The sequence below is a fragment of the Variovorax sp. CCNWLW186 genome (assembly GCF_037203865.1).
Taxonomy (GTDB): domain Bacteria; phylum Pseudomonadota; class Gammaproteobacteria; order Burkholderiales; family Burkholderiaceae_C; genus Variovorax.
Genome location: NZ_JBBCBO010000013.1, coordinates 59073 through 74759, shown reverse-complemented (window position 1 = coordinate 74759; position 15687 = coordinate 59073). Strand labels below are relative to the sequence as shown.

The window sequence follows — 15687 nt, the reverse complement described above, 5'->3', positions numbered from 1 at the left end:
GTGGACTCCGATGGGGCGCGGTGTGCGCTCAGTCCGCCATGGCAACGTCCAGCTGCGCTTCGAACTCTTCAAGCGGCACTGGCTTGCTGAACAGGTACCCCTGGCAAAGCATCTTTCCGTGCATCTGCAGAAACTCGAACTGCTGTTGCGTTTCGACGCCCTCCGCCACGATTTCAAGCTCGAGGTTGCGCGCCATGCCGATGATGGCCTGGATGATCAGTTCGACCTTCGGATCGGTGCCGATGCTCTGCACAAAGAACTTGTCGACCTTGATCTGGTCCAGCGGCAGCTGCGTCATGTACGACAGCGACGAGTAGCCGGTGCCGAAGTCGTCCATCGAGAAACGGACGCCCATCGACGCGAGCAGCTGCATCTTGCTGACCGTTTCCGTCATCTTGTCCTGCAGCAGGCTCTCGGTGAGCTCGAGCTTCAGTCTTGTCGGGTCTGCGCCGGTCCTGCGCAGCACATCGCGAACGCGATCCGCGAAATCGGCGGTGCGGAACTGGCGCGCGCTGACGTTGACCGCCAGCTGCAGGTGCCGGCGCCTCGGGTCGTGGCTCCAGCGTTCGAGCTGCACGCAGGCCGTCTCGAGCACCCACAAGCCGATGGGCACGATCAGCCCGGTTTCCTCGGCCAACTCGATGAAGCCTCCGGGCGGCACCATTCCGCGCTCCGGATGGTGCCAGCGAATGAGCACCTCCGCGCCTGCGATATGGCCTTCGGACGTGACTTGGCTCTGGTAGTGCAGGATGAACTGATTGCCCGCCAGCGCCGCATGCAGTTCGCTCTCCAAGGTCGCGCGGGCCGTGATGGCTGTCTGCATTGCGGTCTCGAAGAAACGCAATGCATTGCCGCCCGCCGACTTGGCGTAGTACATGGCAATGCCCGCATGCTTGAGCAAGTCTTCCAGCGACTGGTTGGCGGTGCTGAAGACCACGGCGCCGATGCTGCACGTGCTGTGGTACTCGTGGTCTTCGAGCTGGAACGATTCGCCCAGCGCGCTCAGAATGGCTTCGCCGGTCGCGTTGGTCTGCATTGCGGCAACCGAAGGGTCTTCGCTGAGGTTTTCGATCAGCACCACGAATTCGTCGCCACCCAGCCGCGCGACCGTGCCGCCTTCGCTCAGGCTGGCCTGAAGCCGGAGTGCAACCTGCTTGAGCAACGCGTCGCCCGTGGCGTGGCCGAGCGCGTCGTTGAGCGTCTTGAAATCGTCCAGGTCAAGGAACAGCAGTGAACCGTGCCGCGAGCGGCGCACGTTCGAGTCGACCGCGGCCTGCAGCCGGTGCAGCAACAGCTGCCGATTGGGAAGGCCGGTCAGGTTGTCGTAGAAGGCCAAGTGCTCGATCTCGCGGGCGGCGAGTTTGCTCTCGGTGATGTCCCGCAGGATGACGATGAACCGCGCGTCCGCACCTTCGCCCACCAGCTTGCGCGAGACCGAAATCTCGAACCACACCACGCCCTTGGGAACCCGGGTCTCGAACTGCCTTCCCGAAGAAAACCCGAACTCGAAGGCATCGCGCAGCGCGACCATCACCTCGGCCGCGGCGTTCGCCGGCAACAGGTCGGACATCATCTTGCCGACCGGCTCGCGCACCTTGATCGAAGACTTGGGCCGGCGCGGTGAATGAAAACGGTAGCAACGGCCGTCGATGCCCGCCTCCAGCAGCACGTCCGGCAGTGCATCGAGCGTGGCCTGCAGCTGCGCCTTGCCTTCGAGAATGTCCGAAACGTGGCGCTTCTTTTCGGTGATGTCGCGGTAGATGCACACCAGGCCGCCGTCCGGCGTCGGGCTCTTGACGGCAACGATCACCTGCCCGCCCGGCAGGACGAGCTCCTGCTCGCTGTGCGCGTGCAGGCCGCGGGAATTCTGTTCGTCGATGGGCTGGAACGGCGCCTGCGGCGCAAGCAGCTTTTCCGCCCAGGGAAAGTAATCGACGAAGCGGCGGTTCCAGGTGATCACGCGGCCTTCGGGATCGAGCAGCACGAAGCCGTCCGCCATGGATTCGAGCGCCTGGTCCAGCGTGGCCTTGGAGCGGACCAGGTCGGCGCGGGCACGCCACTGCCGCAACAGCTGCGCGCGGGCGAAATAGGCGACCGCAAGAATCATCAGCGTGAAAGCCAGCGCGACGATCAGGATGGAATTGCGCTCCCTGCGCCAATCCTCGAGTGCGAGCTGGAGCGGAATGCCGGCGACGATCAGCAGGTTTCTGTGCAGCGTGGGCCGCGCGACGACGATGGCCGGCAGGCCGCTGAGCCGCGCGACCATCCGGTGTGGGCGGCCATCGCTGGTTTGGTCCGTCATGGCCGGCCTGATGCTGCGGCCGGCGAGGTCGTCGCGCGGCGGCATGCTGGCCAGCAAGGCCCCCGACTCGCGCTCCAGCGTGACCTCGAGCCCCCTGATGTTCGCTCCCTGCGCAAGAATGGTGGTGAGCATGGAGACCTGCACTTCGGCAACCGCCACGATCTTGCCGCCGTCCGCAAGCCGCAGCACGCGCCCGAAATACAGCACCTGCTGCGAAGTCGCCTGGCTCACGGTGGGCGCGCTGACCGAGAGCATGGACCCCGGCCGGCCCAGGATTTCCTTCAGGAAGCCCGGGGGCAGCTGCAGCGCGAGCTTCGCTCCGCGGCGGTCGGAAGATGCGACCACCGCGCCCTCGGGATTGAGAATCGCCACGTACCGGACCAAAAGGCTCTGGCGAACGATGGTCTCGATCAACTGCGCGGTTTCGGGCGCCGTGATGTCGGCCGCCACGGTGTCTTCGCTCGAGTTCCGCAGGAACTGGCCCATGCCCGCCAGCAGCATGTCGACGGCCAGCAGGCTCCGGTTCAGCGCGGCTTCCGAGGTGACGACGAAACGCGTGGCCTGGCTCTCGTTGTTGGAGATCGCCTTCTGGTAGGTCTGCCACATCGTGAACGCGGCAATGGCGAGAACGGCCGCCAGGAACAGCGCCGCTACGCCGTAGATAAAGGCGGTGATGCGGCGGGGCAGCAGCTTGTTCACTGCCCGACGGGAGCCTTGATGCCCACCACCGGGCCGACAGTCTGGTCCCAGACCTCCGCGCACACGGTTCCGCATCGCTGCACCCAGCGAGTCAGCACGCTCGATGCGAATATTTCGCGCCGGCGGCGTTCGTCAGTGGCGGAAGGACGTGCCTCGACCATGGCGCCCTTGGTACCTTTCACGCAGGTGGCGGCGCCCGTATTGCATGCAATGCCGTTGCCGGTGTCGCGCTCCGATTCTTCCCAGACTGCGGCCTCGAGCTTGGGCAGCTCGGATTTCAGCAAGGTCTTCAAATCCGCTGGAAGGGCGTTCCATGCGTCCGTGTTGGCGCCGAATACCGCGACGCCCCAGTTGATGGGCATCGTGTAGAGCGAACTGGTGACCTTGTGCAGGCCCAGCGTGTTGCCGGACATCGCGCCGGTGATGGCGCATTCGGTATTGGACGAGCTCATGTTGGCCATGAGCTCGGCGAACTCGGTGGACACCGGCACGCCGCCGAGGGCGCGCACGAAGTCGGCCTGGGTGGTGCCCGAAACACGCACGCGCCGGCCCGAAAGGTCGGACAGCTGCTTCATGGGCTGCTTGCAGAAGATCACCTGGGCCGGATACACATACACGGCCAGCAACTCGACGCCATGGCGCTCGCGCAGCGTCTTTTCGAGATAAGGCCGGAACGCGCCGATCACCCGCCGCATGGAAGGCATGTCGGGGTTCAGTCCGGCAATGTCTGGCGTGCCGATTTCCGGGTACTCGTTGCTGATCTGGCTGAGCAAGGCGGTGCCGAACGGGATGACGCCCAACCTCATGAGATTGAGCATTTCCTGCCCGGGCACGCCGGCCTGGTTGAACGGAACGATGCTCGCGGTGTACTTGCCGCCGCTCAGGCGGGCCAGGTCCTTGCCCCAGAAGCGCTCTTCGTGGAGGGCGTACTGGTTCAGGCCGGCCAATCCGCCCACCACGCGCAGCCGCGTGGGCGCGGATTGCTGCGCTGCGCTGTTCATTGCCGCGAAAGCCAAAGCAAGAGCGGCGACACGAACCCAGAGGGCAGGTCGCCAAGCGGATGCTGCTTCGCCGGTCTTCATGCCCCGGATCATGATGCCGATTGTGCTTCCTGTAAGAAGTTTTTTACAGAATCGCCGCTTTCCGGTCACCCGCGAACAGGAAAGTTGGGACGACTCGTTGCGCGCAAGGCACAGAGATACCATCCGCAGACCCCTGATTTCGGGTCGCTTATTCAAATTCCAGATCGATGACCGCGCCCGACCTTTCCAGCCGCCAGTTGCGCGCGTTCATGGCACTGGCCGAGCAGCGCAACTTTACGCGCGCCGCCCAGACCTGTCATTTGTCGCAGCCCGCGTTCAGCGCGCTGATCCGCACGCTCGAAGACACGCTGGGCGCCCGCCTTTTCGACCGGGACACGCGCAGCGTGCAACTCACGCCGGAGGGGCGGCTGTTCGAGCCGTCGGCCCGCCGCCTGCTCGACGACATGCAGGATGCGATCGGCGACCTTGCCGACCACTCCGAACGGCGCAAGGGCCGCGTGAGCGTGGCGGCGCTGCCCTCGCTCGCGGCCGGCTGGTTGCCGGCCATCCTCGCCGAGTTCATGCAGACGTGGCCCGGCATCACGGTGGAGCTGCACGATGCGCTTTCCGATGCCTGCATTGCCCAGCTGCGCGGCCATCAGGCCGACTTCGCGCTGGCGGCCACCGGCGCCGATGCGGCGGCGGCCAGCGACCTGCGCGGCCGCAAGCTCTGCGAAGACCGCTTTCACCTGGTCTGCCGCAAGGACCACCCGCTGGCCGGCGTCGCCAAGCTCACGGCCAGGCAGCTCGCGCCCTGGCCCTTCATCCAGATGGCGCGCAACAGCAGCGTGCGCCAGTCGCTCGACGCGGCGCTGCATCCGCTGCGGCTCAACGCGGTGTTCGAGGTCGAGCACCTGGCCACCGTCACGGGCCTGGTCGAGGCCGGCATCGGCATCAGCGTGGTGCCGGAGCTCACCTTGTTCCACTTCCGGCGCGACACGCTGGTGACGCGGCCCCTGCCGCTGCCCGGCCTCACGCGGACGATCTACCTGGTGCAGCGCCGCGAAGGAAGCCTCTCGGTGGCCGCCCAGACGCTGTACGACCTCATTCTTGCGAGGCTCGGCACGCTGGCCTGAGGCCCGTGTGCTCCGCGGGCAAAAAAAACGGCCCCGAAGGGCCGTCTTTTTTTATGGAAGCAGCCTTGCGGCCGCAAACCATGGCTCGCTGAAGTCTTACTTCTTTGCGGCCTTCTTGGCGGGAGCGGCGGCCTTCTTGGCCGGTGCTGCCTTCTTGGCGACGGGCTTGGCGGCTGCCTTGTCGGCCTTGCGCTTTGCAGCCTTGGGGTCGATGGCGGCCTTGAATGCTGCGCCCGGCACGAACTTCGGCACCTTCTGTGCGGCGATCTTGATCTTGGCGCCGGCTTGCGGGTTGAAGCCGGTGCGTGCGGCGCGAGCCACTTGCTTGAAGGTTCCGAAGCCGATGAGCTGGACGGGGTCGCCCTTCTTCACTGCGGCGACGATGGAACCCGTGACGGTTTCCAGGATACGGGCGGCTTCTGCCTTGCTGACGTTGTGGGCGGCGGCGATCTTTTCGACCAGTTCGATACGGTTCACTTGAAAATTTCCTTTGGATTGTTCTCGTCATGTTGCCAATGACGGCGCAGCGGCTGAGGCCACTGCAAGCGGCGCGGAGTGTAGCGCACACGGGAACCGGTTTCTTTGCGTTCAGGCGCTTGCCTTGATGGCATCGGTGAGGAATTGCACGAATGCCTTGCCCGCGTCGGGCAGCGATCGGCCCGCCAGGGTCTCTACTTCGAGGTGACGCTCGTTCATTTCGCGGTCCTTCAGCGCAATGGCAACCAGCGCCTTCGACTTCAGCTGCGTGCGGATCGACAACTCCCCATAGAACGCAATGCTGCCGCCCCCCGCGGCCGCAAAACTCACCAGCGCATTCGCATGGTTGCTCGACATGGCCTGCACGTAGTGGAGCCCCTGCCGGCTGCAGCTGGTGTCGAGCAGTTGCCTGATCGAGCTGTCCTGCGGCGGCAGCCCCAGCGGATAGGCCACCACCTGGCGCAAGGACAACTGCCGCTGCGCCGCCAGCGGATGGTCGTTGGCCATCACGGCGAGGATGGGGCTGGGATGGCGCAGCTCGATCTTGATGCCGGGCTCGGGCACCGTGCTCAAGGTGATTCCAATGTCGGCCTCGCCATCGCGGATGCGTCCGGGTATGTCGTGCGGCGGGCACACCTCCAGGTGAAAGCGGATGCCCTCGTGCTTGCTTCGAAAGCGGGCAATCAGCGTCGGAAGAAAGTCGAAGGCAAAGCCCTCCGTGCTCACCACGCGCACGCGGCCGCTGCGCAGGCCGCGCAAGCCCTGGATGTCGCTGGCAACCCGCTCGATGTCCTGCTGCATGCGCTTGGCATGCGCCGCCAGCAACTCGCCGGCGGCATTGGGCACCATGCCGCGCGCGTGGCGGTCGAACAGCAGGGTGTCGAGTTCGCGCTCCAGGCGGGCCACCTGCCGGCTCACGGCCGACGGTGCCACGTTGAGCTTGAGCGCCGCCTCCTTCACCGAGCCGGTTCGCACCACCTCGAGAAAGTACCGCACGGCGGTCTCCTGCAACGCGTTGAGAGCCATGGAATTCTCCGGTTCAGAGATGGGCAGAGAGCGGTGTCGATTGCCGAAACGGCAATCCACAATTCTAAACATTGCGCTTGTGGCAGCGGGTTCCGACTCCTAGGATGGAATTGCATCCGCCGTCCCCCCAACCTCGTCCTCAGGAGTACTTCATGAAACGCCTCCCTGCATTGGCCAGCCTGCTGCTGATGTCCTGCCTCGGCCTTGCATCGCTGGGGGCCGCTGCCGCGGAAACCGGGTTTCCGTCGCGCCCGGTCACGCTCGTGGTTCCTTTTCCCCCGGGCGGCGCCACCGACGTGAACGCACGCGTGATTGCCGCGCGCCTGGCCAAGGAGCTCGGCCAATCGGTGGTCATCGAGAACCGCGCCGGAGCCGGAACCGTGATCGGGGCAAGCTACGTTTCCAAGGCGACGCCCGACGGCTACACGCTGCTGGTCAGCTCGGGCACCACGTTCACGGTCAACCCCGCCATCCGCTCGAATCTTCCCTACGACCCGGTCAAGGGCTTCGACCAGATTGGCCTGATCGGACGCGTCGGCCTCATCCTGCTTGCGAACAGCGAGGTGCCGGTGAAGACCGTGAAGCAGTTCGTGGACTACGTGAAGGCATCGCCCGGCAAATATTCGTACGCCTCGTACGGCACCGGCACCACCTCGCAGTTCGCGGGAGAAACCATCCTCAACGCCGCCGGACTGAAGATGACGCACGTGCCTTACAAGGGCAGCGCGCCGGCCATGACCGACCTGATGGGCGGCCAGGTTCCGTTCAGCGTCGACACCGTGAGTGCCGCCATTCCCCAGCTCAAGAACGGCAAGATCAAGGCGATTGCGGTGACCACCGCCAAGCGCTCCACGCTGTTGCCCGATGTGCCCACCATGGCCGAGAGCGGCTACCCCGACATCAACATGGACTCGTGGCTGGTCGTGTCGGCCCCCAAGGGCCTGCCCGGCGATGTGAAAGCCAAACTCGAAAAGGCGCTTGCCGCCACCGTTGCCGACGCCGACACCCGCGCCAAGCTGACCGCGCAGGGCCTGGAGCCGGCCTTCAGCAACGGCGCCGCCGTGAGCGAGCTGATCAACAAGGAACTGCCGCTGATGCGCGCCGTTGCCGCCCGCGCCAACATCACCGCCGACTGATGGACACCCAATTGATCGAACAATCCGCCGTCGAACTGCGACGGCTCATCGGCAGCAAGGCAGTCTCGCCGGTCGAGCTTCTAGAGGCTTGCATTGCGCAGATCGAGCGGGTGAACCCGTTCGTCAATGCCGTGACCGCCACCAGCTTCGACCGCGCGAGGGCCGAGGCCAGGGCCGCTGAAGCCGCCGTGATGCGCGGCGATGCGCTCGGCCTGCTGCATGGCCTGCCGCTGGGCGTGAAAGACCTGGAGCCCACCGAGGGCCTGCTCACCACCTGGGGCTCCGCGATCTTCCGCGACCACGTGCCCGAGGAAGACATCGAGCTGGTGGCCCGCCTTCGAAAGGCGGGTGCCATCGTTGCGGGCAAGACAAACGTTCCCGAAATGGGCGCCGGCGCCAATTCGCGCAACGAGGTGTGGGGTGCCACCGGCAACCCATTCAACCCCAACCTGAATGCCGGAGGCTCCTCCGGCGGCTCGGCGGCGGCGCTGGCGTGCGACATGCTGCCCGTGTGCACCGGCTCCGACACCGGCGGCTCGCTGCGGATTCCGGCCGCCAAGTGCGGCGTGGTGGGCTTCAGGCCATCGCCGGGCATCGTGCCGAGCGTGCGAAAGCTGCTGGGCTGGACGCCGATTTCCGTCGTCGGGCCGATGGGCCGCACGGTGGCGGACGCCTGCCTGCAGATGGCCGCCTCCGCCGGCATGCATGCGGGCGACCCGTTGAGCTACCCGCTCGATCCGCTGTCTTTTCAGAAGCCCATGGACGTCGACCTGAGCAGGCTGCGCGTGGCATGGACCGAGGACTTCGGCGTTTGCGCGGTGGACGACAACATCCGCGCCACCATGCGGCGGAAGATCGGCGCCATGCGGCACCTGTTCAAGTCGTGCGACCAGGTAACGCTCGACTTGGGCGAGGCGCACCGCTGCTTCGACGTGCTGCGCGCCGAAGCCTTCGTGGCCGGCATGCACGCGGCCTACCAGCGCGACCCGGCCAGCCTGGGCCCCAACTCCCGCGCCAACTACGAGATGGGCGCGCAGATGAGCCTGCTCGACAGCGCCTGGGCGCAGGCCGAGCAGACGCGGCTCATCAAGCGCTTTCAGGCGACCTTTGCCGACTACGACCTGATCCTCTCGCCCACCACGCCGGTGTCGCCGTTCCCGTGGACGCAGTTGTATGCGGACACCATCAACGGCGAGAAGCAGGCCAACTACTACCGCTGGCTGGCGTTGACGTATGTCGTCACGCTGACGACGCATCCCGCACTTTCGCTGCCCTGCGGCGTCGATCACGCGGGCATGCCGTTCGGGCTGCAGATCGTGGGTGGCTTTCGCGCCGACCACCAAGTGCTGGGCGCCGCGCACGCCATGGAAATGGCATTCGCAGCCGATGCGCAACTGCGCCGCCCGCGCCCCGATCTTTCGGCTTTGCGCACGGCCGAACCTGCGCTCACATCCATCGTCACCGCACCGCCGGGACCGCATGGCGGCGCTCCTGCGGCTGCGGCGCGGCCAGCGGTTTCCGCCGTTTAAGGAGACCGCGCAAACTGAAAAGCCCCCGGCTCTGCGAAGAACCGGGGGCTTGTTTTTGGCTTGGCGTTCAGCGGCTGGCAGGGGCTGCGCGATTGGCGGTCAGCGACACCGACGGAAAGCGGATCAGCGGACGCCCGTTGAGCTCCTGCAGCTTCCGGTTGTTGTGGGCATAGCGCGCGCGGAACTGCGCAATCTGCGCCGGAGACAGCGACACCGGCGCCTGCAGCACATACCACTCGACGTTTTCGGTCAGCGGCGGCGTGGTCAGCGAACCCAGGTAGTGGTAGTAGGCCTTGTCCTTGGGCAGCAGAACGGAAATATCGGCCTTGGACAGCTCGCCATGGCCTTCCTTCTCGAGTGCCGCCAGCACCTTGGCTGCCAGCGGATTGGCCGGGCCTTCGCGGTACATGACACCCACCACAGCCAGCCGCCCGTCCGCGGCGCGGAAGACGAAATGCCCTTCGAGCGGGAAGTGCTTGCCGTCCACCGTGTGTTCGCTCTCGGCGTGGAAGTGGAACTGCAACAGTTTGAAGTGCCGGCCGCGAATCATGGCGTCGGGCCCCTTCGCCTCGACCTCCACCGCATGGCCGTTGTCGACGACGTCGAGCGCCGCGCGAGCGTTGCTCAGGCGAATGTCTTGCGGCTCGAGCGCATCGCCGGCCTTGGCTTCGCCGGTGGGAATATCGATCGGCGACTGGGCGCTGTCGTGAACCGCCTTCCAGTTTTCCTGATGGTCGTAGTCCAGCGCCTGGGCGTGGACCGTTGAAGCCGCGAGCAGCGCAAGGCTCAGGAGACAGCGAGAAACTGGGAACATGGACAAGGATTCCAGAGGAAGAAAGTTGTAAGAGGAGCCGCAGCCCCTCCAGCGAAAGGCACGCAGAACCGGCTTGACCTTGCCACCATGTCAACCCTGAAACTGAACTCCGCTTATTCAACAACCAAGGAGTTGCCATGCATGAGTTCGAGATCCAGTCGATGACCTGCGGCCACTACGCAAGCAGGCCATCCGCCGAAGCCGCCGGAGGCCGGCGCGATTGTCTGGACGCCTACCTGACCGGAGGCTGACCCTCAAACCTCGCCTGCCTGCGCCGTCCCCTCGGCGCTGCGGCCCCATGGTTCCCGCTGGAGAATTCGAATGAACGACATGCGTTCCAACCCAGGACACGACCACCATCATCAGCACCACCATCACGGCGGCCACCCTGCGCCGGTGAATGCCGTCGAGCCCGGCGCGGCGGGCGGATCGCCCACGATCTACACCTGCCCGATGCACCCGGAAATACGGCAGGACCACCCCGGCAATTGCCCCAAGTGCGGCATGACGCTGGAGCCGGAAATGCCGAGCCTCGACGCAGACGAGAAGGAAGATCCCGAACTCCGCGACTTCAAGCGGCGGTTTTTCTGGACGCTGCCGCTCACCATTGCAGTCACCGTGCTCGCCATGGCGGGCCACAGACTGCAGTGGTTTGAGATGGCCACGCAGAGCTGGATCGAGCTGGTGCTTTCCGTGCCGATCGTGCTGTGGGCGGGATGGCCCTTCTTCGAGCGCGCGGTGCAATCGGTGGTCAACCGCAGTCCGAACATGTGGACGCTCATCGGCCTGGGCACCGCTGCCGCCTTCGTCTACAGCGTGGTGGCCACCGTGGCGCCCCGCGCTTTTCCCGATTCGTTCATGTCGATGGGCCGCGTGGCGGTGTACTTCGAAGCGGCGGCGGTGATCATTTCACTCACGCTGCTGGGCCAGATTCTCGAGCTGAAGGCGCGGTCGCAAACTTCCGCGGCCATCAAGTCGCTGCTGGGCCTTGCGCCCAAGACGGCACGGCGCATCGGTGCCGACGGCACTGAAGAAGATGTTCCCATTGCGCATGTGCATGTCGGCGACAAGCTGCGCGTGCGGCCCGGCGAAAAGGTGCCGGTAGACGGCGTGGTGGTCGAGGGCGCAAGCGCGGTCGACGAGTCCATGCTCACGGGCGAGCCGCTGCCGGTGACCAAGCGCGTCGGCGACAAGCTCATCGGCGCCACGCTCAACACCAACGGCGCGCTGGTGATGCAGTCGGAAAAAGTCGGCTCGCAAACCGTGCTCGCGAGCATCGTGCAGATGGTGGCGCAGGCCCAGCGCTCCAGGGCGCCGATGCAGCGCATGGCCGACCAGGTGGCGGGCTACTTCGTCATGGTCGTCATCGGCATTGCGCTGCTGACCTTTCTTGCGTGGGGATTCTTCGGCCCAGCGCCAAGCTGGACCCACGGCCTCATCAACGCGGTGGCGGTGCTCATCATTGCCTGCCCTTGTGCGCTCGGCCTGGCCACGCCGATGTCGATCATGGTGGCCACCGGCAAGGCCGCCACCCAGGGTGTGCTGTTCCGCGACGCGGCGGCCATCGAGAACTTCCGCAAGGTCGACACGCTCATCGTCGACAAGACGGGCACGCTGACCGAAGGCAAGCCGCGCTTCGAACGCGCGGTGGCCTTGCCCGGCTTCACGGAAGACGACGTGCTGCGCCTTGCCGCCAGCCTGGACCAGGGGAGCGAGCATCCGCTGGCGCACGCCATCGTCGAGGCGGCTCGCGAACGCGGCCTGGCGTTGGCCGCCGCAGACGAGTTCGAGTCCAGCAGTGGCATCGGCGTGAGCGGCATCGTCAGCGGCCGCAAGCTGGCGCTGGGCAACACCGCGCTGATGGACCAGTTGCGCGTGCCGGTCGACGCACTCAAGCCGCAGGCCGAAGCCCTGCGCGCCGAAGGTGCGAGCGTCATGTTCCTTGCCGCCGACGGCCAGCCGATGGGCCTGCTCGCCGTGTCCGATCCCGTCAAGGCCACGACCATGGAGGCGCTGGCGGCGCTCAAGGCATCGGGCATGCGCGTGATCATGGCCACCGGAGACGGGCTGACCACCGCGCGCGCCGTTGCAGCCAGGCTGGGCATCGACGAGGTGCACGGCGAAGTCAAGCCCGCCGACAAGCTGGCGCTGGTCGAAAAGCTGCAGCGCGAAGGCCGCATCGTCGCCATGGCGGGAGACGGCATCAACGATGCGCCCGCGCTCGCCAAGGCCGACGTGGGCGTGGCGATGGGCACCGGCACCGACGTTGCAATGAACAGCGCGCAGGTCACGCTGGTGAAAGGCGACCTGCGGGGGATTGCAGAGGCGCGCATCGTCTCCGAGAAGACCATTGCCAACATGAAGCAGAACCTGGGCTTCGCGTTCATCTACAACGCGCTCGGCGTCCCTCTGGCCGCCGGCGTGCTGTTTCCGTTCACGGGCTGGCTGCTGTCGCCGATGATCGCGGCGCTGGCGATGAGCCTGAGCTCGGCGTCGGTCATTAGCAATGCGTTGAGGCTTCGGGCGGCGAGCGACGGCAGGAAGTCCGCTTGAAGAGTTCAAATCGGATGCAGGGCCCGCAGCATTCGAATTCGGCCTACAGACATTCGCCCCCGGTTTGTGCAAGTTGAAGCAATGACACAACCCATCGAACTCATCATCGAGGAGCCAGCCCTCGGCTCCTATGTCTGGCGCCTGCTTGAAACGGATACGGACGGAGCGAACCCCAAGGTGCTTCGCGACGCCTTCGATCCGGCGGACACCTACGAAGCCGCGCTGGCGGCGGGGCAGCGTGCACTGCAGAGCGAAATTCGCCGGCGAGCCGCACCTGCAGCCCACGCGCAGCACCACTAGCCTGCGGCAGGCCTCACGGCGCAGTGAGGCCCACCGCTCGCATCAGCCAGCGAAAGACCAGCGCCACCACAAAAAGGGTGCCGACGCTGGTCAGCCAGATGGCGAGCAGCCATCCGAAACGGCGCAACCATTTGCCGCGGCCGCCGGGGCCGGGGTCAGTGGTACCCATCGCCATGGCGCACCTTGCCGCGGAACACCCAGTAGCTCCATGCGGTGTACATCAGGATGACGGGGATGATCAGCAAGGCACCGACCAGCGCAAAGCCCAGGCTCTGCGGCGGACCCGCCGCCTGCCAGATGCTGATGTCCGGCGGAATGACGTTGGGCCACAGGCTGATGCCCAGCCCGGTGTAGCCCAGGAACAGCAGCACCAGCGTGAGCACGAAGGGCGACGCATGTCCGTCGCCGCCCAGGTCGCGCAGCAGGCGCCATGTGACCAGGGTCACCAGCGTGGGCACCGGTGCAAACCACAGCAGGTTGGGAAAGCTGAACCAGCGCCTGGCAATGGCCTCGTGCGCGAGCGGCGTCCAGATGCTGATGGCGATGATCACGGCCAGCATGAGCCAGGCCAGCGGCCTTGCCAGACTGCGCATGCGCATCTGCAGGCGGCCTTCGGTCTTCATCACGAGCCAGGTGGCGCCCAGCAGCGCATAGGCCGCCACCAGCGCCACGCCGGTGAAGAGCGAGAACGGCGAGATCCAGTCGAACGGCCCGCCCGCGTAGTTGCCATCGGCCACCGGCATGCCGTTGAGAAAGGCGCCGAGCGTCACACCCTGGAAGAAGGCTGCGGTGACCGAGCCGCCGATGAACGCATGGTCCCACCAGCGGCGCTTGCCCGCACGCGCCTTGAAGCGGAACTCGAAGGCCACGCCGCGGAACACCAGCCCCACGAGCATCAGGATCAAGGGCAGGTAGAACGCGCTGAGGATGACCGCATAGGCCAGCGGAAACGCCGCCAGCAGTCCGGCGCCGCCGAGTACGAGCCAGGTCTCGTTGCCATCCCACACGGGTGCCACGGTGTTCATCAGCACATCGCGGTCTTCCTTGGCCGGCACGAACGGAAACAGGATGCCGATGCCCAGGTCGAAGCCGTCCATCACCACGTACATCATGATACCGAACAGGATGATGACGGCCCAGATGAGGGGAAGATCAATGCCCATCACGGTCGCCCTCCTTGGCTCTTTCGGTGCGGCTGCCGGCGTCATCGACCTGGTCGTCTTCGGGCGCGGCGGAGAGCGGGCGCATCGGCGTTCGCGTTTCACCGGGCCCGCCCCACGCGGGACGTTCGGCCTCGTCTCCGGCCGGCCCCTTGGCGATCAGGCGCAGCCCATAGGCCGTGCCCGCGCCGAACACGACCAGGTACACGATGACGAACAGGCCCAGCGTGAACCCGACCTGCCCTGTCGAATGCTGCGGCGACGCGGCATCGGCCGTGCGCATGAGACCGTAGACGATCCACGGCTGGCGGCCGATCTCGGTGGTGTACCAGCCAGCCAGGATGGCCACCAGCCCGGCCGGAGACATCGCCACCGCAAAGCGCAGAAAGCTCTTCCTCGCGTAGAGGCGCCCTCCCCGCCGCAACCACAAGCCCCAGAAGGCCAGCGCAATCATCAGCACGCCCAGGCCCACCATGGCACGGAAGGTCCAGAACACAATGGTCGAGTTGGGCCTGTCTTCGGGCGCGAAATCCTTCAGCGCGGGAATCTGCCCGCTCCAGCTGTGGGCCAGCAGCAGGCTGCCGGCGCGCGGAATCTCCACCGCGTAGCGCGTGACCTCGGCCTTCATGTCGGGCCAGCCGAAGAGCTTCAGCGGAACGCCTTCGCCCTCGGGCGTGCGCTCCCAGTGGCCTTCGATGGCCGCTAGCTTGGCCGGCTGGTGCTCGAGCGTGTTCAGCCCGTGCTGGTCGCCGATGACCGCCTGCAGCGGCGCGGCGGCCAGCAGCATCCACAGCGCCATCGACAGCATGGTGCGCACGCGCGTGTTGTCGTGGCCGCGCAGCAGATGCCAGGCTCCCGCACCGCCGACCATCAGCGCGGTGGCCAGGTAGGCGGCGGTGACGGTGTGCGCGAGCCGGTAGGGGAACGACGGATTGAAGATCACCATGAGCCAGTCGACCGGCACCACGCGCCCGTCGATGATCTCGTGGCCTTGCGGCGTTTGCATCCAGCTGTTGGACGCAAGAATCCAGGTGGCGGAGATCAGCGTTCCGACGGCCACCGCAATCGTCGAAACGAAGTGCAGCGCGGGCCCCACGCGTTCGCGCCCGAACAGCATCACGCCGAGAAAACCTGCTTCAAGGAAGAACGCGGTCAGCACCTCGTAGGCCAGCAGCGGCCCGGTCACGCCGCCGGCGAAGCGGGAGAAGTTGCTCCAGTTGGTGCCGAACTGGTAGGCCATGACCAGGCCCGACACCACGCCCATGCCGAAGGCCACGGCGAACACCTTGATCCAGAACTGGTACAGGTCGAGGTACACCTTGCGGCCGGTGCGCAGCCACAGGCCTTCGAGCACGGCCAGGTAGCTCGCCAGCCCGATGGTGAGCGCCGGAAAGATGATGTGGAACGAAATCGTGAAGCCGAACTGGATTCGGGCGAGCAGGAGGGCGTCCATGCGGCCGACCTTAACGTCACAAGCAGATCGCCGCAACAGGCGCCTCCGTAAGATGAGCGCCGGCCACTGCCCATGCAGCC

The 15687-nt window shown here is 66.0% G+C and carries 13 protein-coding genes; 5 read left to right on the top strand and 8 right to left on the bottom strand.

Going from position 1 to position 15687, the window contains the following annotated elements; translation table 11 throughout:
* Nucleotides 1-28: 28 nt before the first annotated feature.
* Entirely contained in the window at nucleotides 29-3001 is a 2973-nt protein-coding gene (locus tag V9K97_RS16860) for a bifunctional diguanylate cyclase/phosphodiesterase (RefSeq protein WP_337298006.1), read from the bottom strand.
* Nucleotides 2998-4095 carry a TRAP transporter substrate-binding protein gene (locus V9K97_RS16855; RefSeq protein ID WP_443303533.1) on the bottom strand — a complete coding sequence of 366 codons (1098 nt, stop codon included), beginning with the start codon at nucleotides 4093-4095 and terminating at the stop codon, nucleotides 2998-3000. Before V9K97_RS16855 ends, V9K97_RS16860 begins: the two co-directional genes overlap by 4 nt.
* 155 nt (nucleotides 4096-4250) lie before the next feature.
* Here V9K97_RS16855 and V9K97_RS16850 point away from each other — a divergent pair, with 155 nt between their 5' ends.
* On the top strand, nucleotides 4251-5159 hold the full coding sequence (locus V9K97_RS16850; protein ID WP_337298008.1) for a LysR family transcriptional regulator: 909 nt from the start codon (nucleotides 4251-4253) through the stop codon (nucleotides 5157-5159).
* Nucleotides 5160-5255: 96 nt separating this feature from the next.
* Here V9K97_RS16850 and V9K97_RS16845 read toward each other — a convergent pair whose 3' ends face one another.
* Entirely contained in the window at nucleotides 5256-5636 is a 381-nt protein-coding gene (locus V9K97_RS16845; RefSeq protein ID WP_126747720.1) for an HU family DNA-binding protein, read from the bottom strand.
* 111 nt (nucleotides 5637-5747) lie between these two features.
* The gene (locus V9K97_RS16840; RefSeq protein ID WP_258503864.1) at nucleotides 5748-6662 is read right to left on the bottom strand and encodes a LysR family transcriptional regulator; all 915 of its coding nucleotides are present in this window, start codon (nucleotides 6660-6662) and stop codon (nucleotides 5748-5750) included.
* A gap of 152 nt (nucleotides 6663-6814) precedes the next feature.
* Here V9K97_RS16840 and V9K97_RS16835 point away from each other — a divergent pair, with 152 nt between their 5' ends.
* Together V9K97_RS16835 and V9K97_RS16830 are read left to right on the top strand one after the other, a co-directional pair.
* The gene (locus tag V9K97_RS16835; RefSeq protein ID WP_337319442.1) at nucleotides 6815-7798 is read left to right on the top strand and encodes a Bug family tripartite tricarboxylate transporter substrate binding protein; all 984 of its coding nucleotides are present in this window, start codon (nucleotides 6815-6817) and stop codon (nucleotides 7796-7798) included.
* A complete protein-coding gene (locus tag V9K97_RS16830) occupies nucleotides 7798-9327 on the top strand; it encodes an amidase (RefSeq protein WP_337319440.1) in 1530 nt (509 codons plus the stop codon). The genes V9K97_RS16835 and V9K97_RS16830 overlap by 1 nt, the downstream gene beginning before the upstream one ends.
* Nucleotides 9328-9394: 67 nt before the next feature.
* On the opposite strand, the gene V9K97_RS16825 is transcribed toward V9K97_RS16830, so the two are convergent.
* Complete coding sequence (locus V9K97_RS16825; protein WP_337319438.1) at nucleotides 9395-10141, bottom strand: carbonic anhydrase; 747 nt, start codon at nucleotides 10139-10141, stop codon at nucleotides 9395-9397.
* Between the two features lie 321 nt (nucleotides 10142-10462).
* Here V9K97_RS16825 and V9K97_RS16820 point away from each other — a divergent pair, with 321 nt between their 5' ends.
* Both V9K97_RS16820 and V9K97_RS16815 read left to right on the top strand, forming a co-directional pair.
* On the top strand, nucleotides 10463-12694 hold the full coding sequence (locus V9K97_RS16820; protein WP_337319436.1) for a copper-transporting P-type ATPase: 2232 nt from the start codon (nucleotides 10463-10465) through the stop codon (nucleotides 12692-12694).
* An 81-nt stretch (nucleotides 12695-12775) separates the two neighbouring features.
* The gene (locus V9K97_RS16815; protein ID WP_258503860.1) at nucleotides 12776-12994 is read left to right on the top strand and encodes a hypothetical protein; all 219 of its coding nucleotides are present in this window, start codon (nucleotides 12776-12778) and stop codon (nucleotides 12992-12994) included.
* Between the two features lie 13 nt (nucleotides 12995-13007).
* On the opposite strand, the gene V9K97_RS16810 is transcribed toward V9K97_RS16815, so the two are convergent.
* From V9K97_RS16810 to V9K97_RS16800, 3 genes are read right to left on the bottom strand one after another with little or no spacing between them, the layout of a single operon-like run.
* Complete coding sequence (locus V9K97_RS16810) at nucleotides 13008-13163, bottom strand: DUF2474 domain-containing protein (RefSeq protein ID WP_337319434.1); 156 nt, start codon at nucleotides 13161-13163, stop codon at nucleotides 13008-13010.
* Entirely contained in the window at nucleotides 13150-14157 is a 1008-nt protein-coding gene (gene cydB / locus V9K97_RS16805) for a cytochrome d ubiquinol oxidase subunit II (protein WP_337319432.1), read from the bottom strand. The genes V9K97_RS16810 and cydB overlap by 14 nt, the downstream gene beginning before the upstream one ends.
* Nucleotides 14147-15607 (bottom strand): cytochrome ubiquinol oxidase subunit I, encoded by a 1461-nt coding sequence (locus tag V9K97_RS16800; protein ID WP_337319431.1) that lies wholly within the window; start codon nucleotides 15605-15607, stop codon nucleotides 14147-14149. Before V9K97_RS16800 ends, cydB begins: the two co-directional genes overlap by 11 nt.
* Nucleotides 15608-15687: the final 80 nt, after the last annotated feature.